The following is a 5798-nucleotide window of genomic DNA, read 5'->3' on the forward strand; positions in this document are numbered from 1 at the left end:
AAGAAGATCCAGTACAGCTGGGATCCGTTGTCGTTGATCAGGCCCTTGCCGATCGCGGTGCCCTCCAACAGGCCGAAGATCGAGCACAGCGAGGAGTTCTTGGTCAAGGCGATCAGCACGTTGGCGATCGGCGGGACGACGGCCCGAAACGCCTGCGGCAGCACGACGTGCCGCATCGTCTGGGTGAACTCCAGACCGACCGAGCGTGCGGCTTCGGCCTGACCGAGCGGGATGGAGTTGACGCCCGAGCGAAGCGCCTCGCACACGAAGGTGGAGGTGTAGGCGGTCAGCGCGAGGATGTTGAGCCAGAAGATGCCGAGCTGGATGTCCAGCTTCGGGAAGCCGAAGACCACCAGGAGCAGCAGGACCAGCAGCGGGGTGTTGCGGAAGATGGTGACGTAGGTGGCGGCAGCGCGCTCGAGCACCTTGATCGGGCCCACGCGCATGCCGGCCAGGATGGTGCCGAAGACCAACGACAGGCCGCCGGAGATCAAGGTGAGGCGCAGCGTGAGCCAGAAGCCGTCAAGCAACCGGTCGAAGTTGTCGATCAGCACCTGCACCGACGGTCACCGTCCTTTCGGGTGCGAAGCAGGGGATGGAGCGGGGACCGGGGCCGCCCGCGGACGGCCCCGGTCATTGCCTGACTCAGGCGCAGGAGTCCATGGCCGGCGGCTCGGGCGTCTCGGCGCCCGACTTGCCGAGCGTGGCCTCGAAGGCCTTGGCCCAGCGGCCGTCATCCTGGGCCTTCTTGATGGAGTCGGTCAGGAACTGGCACAGCTCGGGCTTGTCCTGGCTGTAGCCCATGCCGATGCGCTCCTCGGAGAAGGCGTCGCCCACGACCTCGAGCTCGTCGGGGTTGAGGGCGGCGTAGCCGAGCAGGATCGAACCATCGGTGGACATCGAGTCGACCGCGCCGTCGAGCACCTGGTCACGGCACTGCGAGTAGGTCTCGAAGCCACGGGCCTTGGCGCCCTCGGCCTCGACGTTCTTCAGCGAGGTGGAACCGGTGACCGAGCAGACTTCCTTGCCCTTGATGTCGGCGACGCTCTTGATGTCGCTGCCCTTCTTGACCAACAGCTGCTGACCGGTCAGGAAGTACGGACCGGCCTGGCCGACGACCTTGCGGCGATCATCGGTGATCGAGTACGAGGCGAAGACGAAGTCGACCGTGTCCTGCTGCAGGAACGGCTCGCGGTTGTCCGAGATGGTCTCGACCCACTCGATCTTGTCGGCTGCGATGCCGAGCTCAGCGGCCACGATCTTGGCCATCTCGACGTCGAATCCGGTGGGCTGGTCCTGGCCGGCGGCCTTGAAGCCCAGACCCGGCTGGTCGAACTTGACGCCGATCTTGACGGTTCCGGCCTCGGCGAGCGCCTTCATGGCGGTGCCGTCCTCGAACTGCGCCGCGGCGTCAGACGCCACGTCGTTGTCGATCGGGTTCTCGTCGTCTGTGCCTGCGCTGCCGCAGGCACCCAGGGTGAGTGCCACGGCGGCCGCGATGACGGCCAGCTTGGTGCGCTTCATGGATGTTTCCTCTCAATCGGTCGGTTGAACGTTGCAGTGGTGAACAGGGGGTCAGTGCTTGAGGATCTTGCCGAGGAAGTCCTTGGCGCGGTCCGATGACGGGTTGGTGAAGAACTCCTCGGGGGTGTTCTCCTCGACGATCTGGCCGTCGGCCATGAACAGCACCCGGTCGGCAGCAGTGCGGGCAAAACCCATCTCGTGCGTGACGACGATCATGGTCATGCCGCCCTTGGCGAGGTCGACCATGGTGTCGAGCACCTCTTTGATCATCTCGGGGTCGAGCGCCGAGGTCGGCTCGTCGAAGAGCATCACCTTGGGCTCCATGGCCAGGGCGCGAGCAATGGCGACGCGCTGCTGCTGGCCGCCGGACAGCTGGGCGGGGTACTTGGAGGCTTGTTCGTCGATACCGACGCGGGTGAGCAGTTCGTGCGCCCTCTTCTCGGCGTCCGCCTTGCTCAGGCCGCGCACCTTCAAGGGTCCGAGCGTCACGTTCTCGAGGATCGTCTTGTGCGCGAACAGGTTGAATGACTGGAACACCATGCCGACGTCGGCTCGCAGTCGGGCCAGCTCCTTGCCTTCATCGGCCAAGGGCTGCCCGTCGATCGCGATGGTGCCCGAGTCAATGGTCTCCAGTCGGTTGATTGCTCGGCACAAGGTCGACTTGCCGGATCCTGATGGACCGATGACGACCACGACCTCACCTGGCGCAACCACGAGGTCGATGTCGTTCAGAACGTGCAATGAGCCGAAGTGCTTGTGGACCTGGTGCATGGACACCATGGGGGTCGCGTCTGCCATGACAGTCAACCTAGCCCGAATGGGCTATCGCATGTACCGCATCGGGTTTCGATTTGAAGTCGGTTCGCGCGACGGTCTCAGGCGGCCCGATGGTCGGACCGCGTGTTGATGCGCGCCAAGCCACGGCTGACCATGAATCCGATGCTGAGCAGGACGACGTAGAACCAAGCGGTGTCGGCGCTGAAGCCCGGTCCGTCGCCCGCCTCGTCCACCACTGCTGCCGTCAGGAAGATGCCCAGCACGAGCAGCAGGTACAAGATCGTGTCGACCGTGATGTACGTGGACTGGGAACCGCTGGACACGCGCAGTGTCTCGGGTTCGCCCACGTTCGTGCCGCCGACCATGGTGGCCTCCGGCGTGTGGGGCTGGTGGGACTCGTTCGTCGCCATGATGTGCCTCGTTTCATGTCGTCGGCGTGCCGAGCATGCGCTGCGGCGTGTGGAGTCGTACCCAGAGGTCAACCAGTCGAAACGTGGCCGCTGCCTGGGCGCGGAGCCTCACTTGTTCTTGCCTTTGCCCTTCCCCTTGCCCTTGCCCGGGCTGGACTTTGGCGGGGACCCGCCACCGCTGGGAGTCTTCGCGGTGCCGCCAGTGGCGGGTTGCGCCGCAGGCGCGACGGCCACGCTCAGCGTGATGGTCGAACCCTCGGGGAGGCGACCGGATCGGTCCAGGGCGACGACCTCGTCGGCCTCGGCCGACTGGGGCACATCGGTTCGCTTGACGACGAATCCAAGCTTCTCGAGCGTCGAGACAGCCTTGGGGTAGGTGAGTCCGATGATGTCATTCGCGGCGACCGCGACCTTGCCTGACACCACCTTCAATTGCACGACTCCGTCGGACGCCCTCGCCGCGCCGGCGGCGGGACTCTGTTCGAGGACTGCGTCCCGCTGTTGCCCGGCGACGTCGACGGGCTGCGCGCGCGCCGTCATCCCGGCCTTCTCGATGAGAGCCGTCGCCTGGCTGCGGCTCATGCCGACCACGTCAGGCACTGCAGTGTCGCCACGCGGCCAGACCGCCCATCCGCTCACCAGAATGACCAGTAGACCGACTGCGGCGAGTGCGCCGGCGCGCACGCGGGATCTGTGGGTCGAGGTCGCGGGACTCGATGCTGCGAAAACTGGGGCGCTGACCGTGAGGGTGTCGCGGTGTGGAGCGTCCGATCCGAGAGTCCTGGGGATGTCGATGCGGTCGTCGGCTCCGATGCTGGCGGCGCGTTCGGCGACGTCCGCCGCGCTCTCAGGGCGCTGTGACGGATTCTTCGCGGTGAGCGTGCCGATGAGCTCCCGGGCGGCTGGAGGCACGTCGTCGCCGAGCGGCGGTATGTCGTCGTTGAGGTGGGCGAGCGCGGTGGCCACGGGGTTCTCGCGACGGAACGGGGACACCCCGGTGAGGCAGTGGTGGGCCACGATCCCCAGGGAGTACAGGTCGGACTGAGGCGTCGCCGGACGTCCGGCGGACTGTTCAGGACTGGAGTACTGCGCTGTGCCGAGGATGGTCCCGGTCTCGGTTAGGGGTTCACTGTCATTGGAACGGGCGATGCCGAAGTCGACCAGCACTGTTCTTCCGGCGGGCGTGAGCATGATGTTGGCAGGTTTCACGTCGCGGTGCACGACCCCGATGTCGTGGGCAGCCTGCAGCCCGCTGGCGACCTGAACGACGATCGACATCACCTGCTCGATGGCCATGGGCCCGCTGGTGCGCAACAGTTCGGCCAGCGAGTGCCCGTCGACGAACTGCATGACGATGAACGACGTTCCCTCGCTCGCGTCGTGGCTCTCCTCGAAGTCGAAGATCTGGGCCACACCGGGGTGGTGGATCGACGCCGCCAGCAACGCCTCGCTGCGCATGCGGGCGCGCGAGACATCGTCCTCCGTGGCGCGAGTCCTCATCACCTTGATGGCAACGACGCGGTCCAGCCGCCGATCGTGCGCCCGCCACACCTCACCCATACCGCCAGACCCGATCCGGGCCAGGAGGTCGTAGCGGTCGTTCAAGGGGGATTCCACGTCGAAAACTGTAGGCGCGCGACGGAAATCTGCCAGTCGTGCAGTCAACGACTCCATCCTCCGCGGTGAGGGTGCCCGAGGTACCGTCAAGTGATGCGACGTCTCCGGGCCATCACCGTCATCGTCGCGGCGATGCTCGCCATGTCGGCTTGCGGGTCCGGCGCTCAGACTGCCGCTGATCCGCGCACGGATGCCCCCACATCCGAGGCACCCACCCCGGCCGTTGACGATTCAGCCGTTGCAGACTCCGTCGCTGTGCCCAGTGCGCTGCAGTTCACCTCGACCACCACGGCCGGCAAGTCCTTCGAGGGGGCGAGCCTGGCTGGCCAGGCAGCCGTCGTGTGGTTCTGGGCGCCGTGGTGCCACGTCTGCCAGAACGAGGCGCCCGGTGTGGCCAAGGCTGCTGCGGCGACTGACGTCGAGTTCCTCGGGGTCGGGGCGCTGGACTCCGCCGACTCGATGAAGGGCTTCGTGAAGAAGTACGAGTTCGGCTTCACCAACCTCGCTGACACCGATGCAGCGGTGTGGGCCAAGTTCGGGGTGACGGCGCAGCCTGCCTTCGCGTTCATCTCGGCCGCAGGCGATATCGAGGTCGTGCCCGGATCGCTGTCGACGTCGGTGCTGACGAGCAAGATCGCCGAGCTCGAGAAGAGCTGACGTGGACTGGTCCATCATCTCGCTGGCATTCGCCGCAGGTCTGGTTGCCGCACTGAATCCGTGCGGGTTCGCCATGCTTCCGGGCTACTTGGCGTTGGTGGTGGCGGGAGGGCGAGACCGGTCCAGATCGGCTGCACTGCTCCGGGCGGTGATGGCCACTGCCGTCATGGCGGTGGGATTCGTGTTGGTGTTCGGGCTCTTCGCACTGGTGATCGCGCCGATCTCGCTCTCGGTCCAGAAGTATCTGCCCTACGCCACGGTCGTCATCGGTGTGGCGCTCGCCCTCATGGGCGCGGTCATGCTGACAGGTCGCGAGCTTCGCTTCATGGTGCCGAAGATGTCAGCGTCGCCGTCGGAGGCTCTCGGCTCGATGTTCGGGTACGGCATCGCCTACGCCGTCGCGTCGCTGTCGTGCACGATCGGGCCGTTCCTCGCCGTCACCTTCTCGACCTTCCGCAGCGACTCGGTCTGGGCCGGCATCCTGTCGTACGTGGCGTATGCCGCGGGCATGACCGTGCTGGTCGGAGTTCTCGCCGTGTCTGCGGCCCTGGCCAGCTCCGGAGCGGTCGGTCGGGCCCGCGCCCTGATGCCGATCATCGGGCGAGTCGGGGGAGCCGTGATGGTCCTGACGGGGCTGTACGTCGCCTACTACGGAGTGATCGAGCTGCGCACCAACTTCGGGGGCGCCAGCGCGTCCGATCCGATCGTCGACGCGTTCATCGGCGTGCAGTCCGTGGTGAGCCGCGCAGCGGGACGTGTTCCGGGCTGGGTGTGGGGAGTTGCCGCGATCGTCCTCGTGACCGGCGCTGCCAT

Annotated in this window: 7 protein-coding genes; 2 read left to right on the forward strand and 5 right to left on the reverse strand. The window is 66.3% G+C overall.

Translation table 11 applies throughout. The features are described from left to right. The 5 genes from WB508_RS11245 to WB508_RS11265 form a co-directional block, all read right to left on the reverse strand. Positions 1–560, reverse strand: a 560-nt coding sequence (locus tag WB508_RS11245; RefSeq protein ID WP_423844974.1) for an amino acid ABC transporter permease, incomplete at its 3' end; no start/stop codon positions are given. An 85-nt stretch (positions 561–645) separates the two neighbouring features. Then, positions 646–1524 carry a glutamate ABC transporter substrate-binding protein gene (locus WB508_RS11250; protein WP_423844975.1) on the reverse strand — a complete coding sequence of 293 codons (879 nt, stop codon included), beginning with the start codon at positions 1522–1524 and terminating at the stop codon, positions 646–648. Positions 1525–1575: 51 nt separating this feature from the next. After that, the gene (locus WB508_RS11255) at positions 1576–2304 is read right to left on the reverse strand and encodes an amino acid ABC transporter ATP-binding protein (protein ID WP_423844980.1); all 729 of its coding nucleotides are present in this window, start codon (positions 2302–2304) and stop codon (positions 1576–1578) included. A gap of 95 nt (positions 2305–2399) precedes the next feature. Then, positions 2400–2711, reverse strand: a complete 312-nt coding sequence (locus WB508_RS11260; protein WP_423844976.1) for a hypothetical protein — start codon at positions 2709–2711, stop codon at positions 2400–2402. Positions 2712–2819: 108 nt separating this feature from the next. Continuing rightward, on the reverse strand, positions 2820–4328 hold the full coding sequence (locus tag WB508_RS11265; RefSeq protein WP_423844977.1) for a protein kinase domain-containing protein: 1509 nt from the start codon (positions 4326–4328) through the stop codon (positions 2820–2822). A 93-nt stretch (positions 4329–4421) separates the two neighbouring features. On the opposite strand from WB508_RS11265, the gene WB508_RS11270 reads away from it, so the two are divergent. Continuing rightward, on the forward strand, positions 4422–4985 hold the full coding sequence (locus WB508_RS11270) for a redoxin domain-containing protein (protein WP_423844978.1): 564 nt from the start codon (positions 4422–4424) through the stop codon (positions 4983–4985). 1 nt (position 4986) lies between these two features. After that, positions 4987–5798 (forward strand): cytochrome c biogenesis CcdA family protein (locus tag WB508_RS11275; protein ID WP_423844979.1); only part of this gene is annotated, 812 nt, incomplete at its 3' end.

This window comes from Aeromicrobium sp. (assembly GCF_049586495.1).
In the GTDB taxonomy this organism is placed as follows: Bacteria; Actinomycetota; Actinomycetes; order Propionibacteriales; family Nocardioidaceae; genus Aeromicrobium.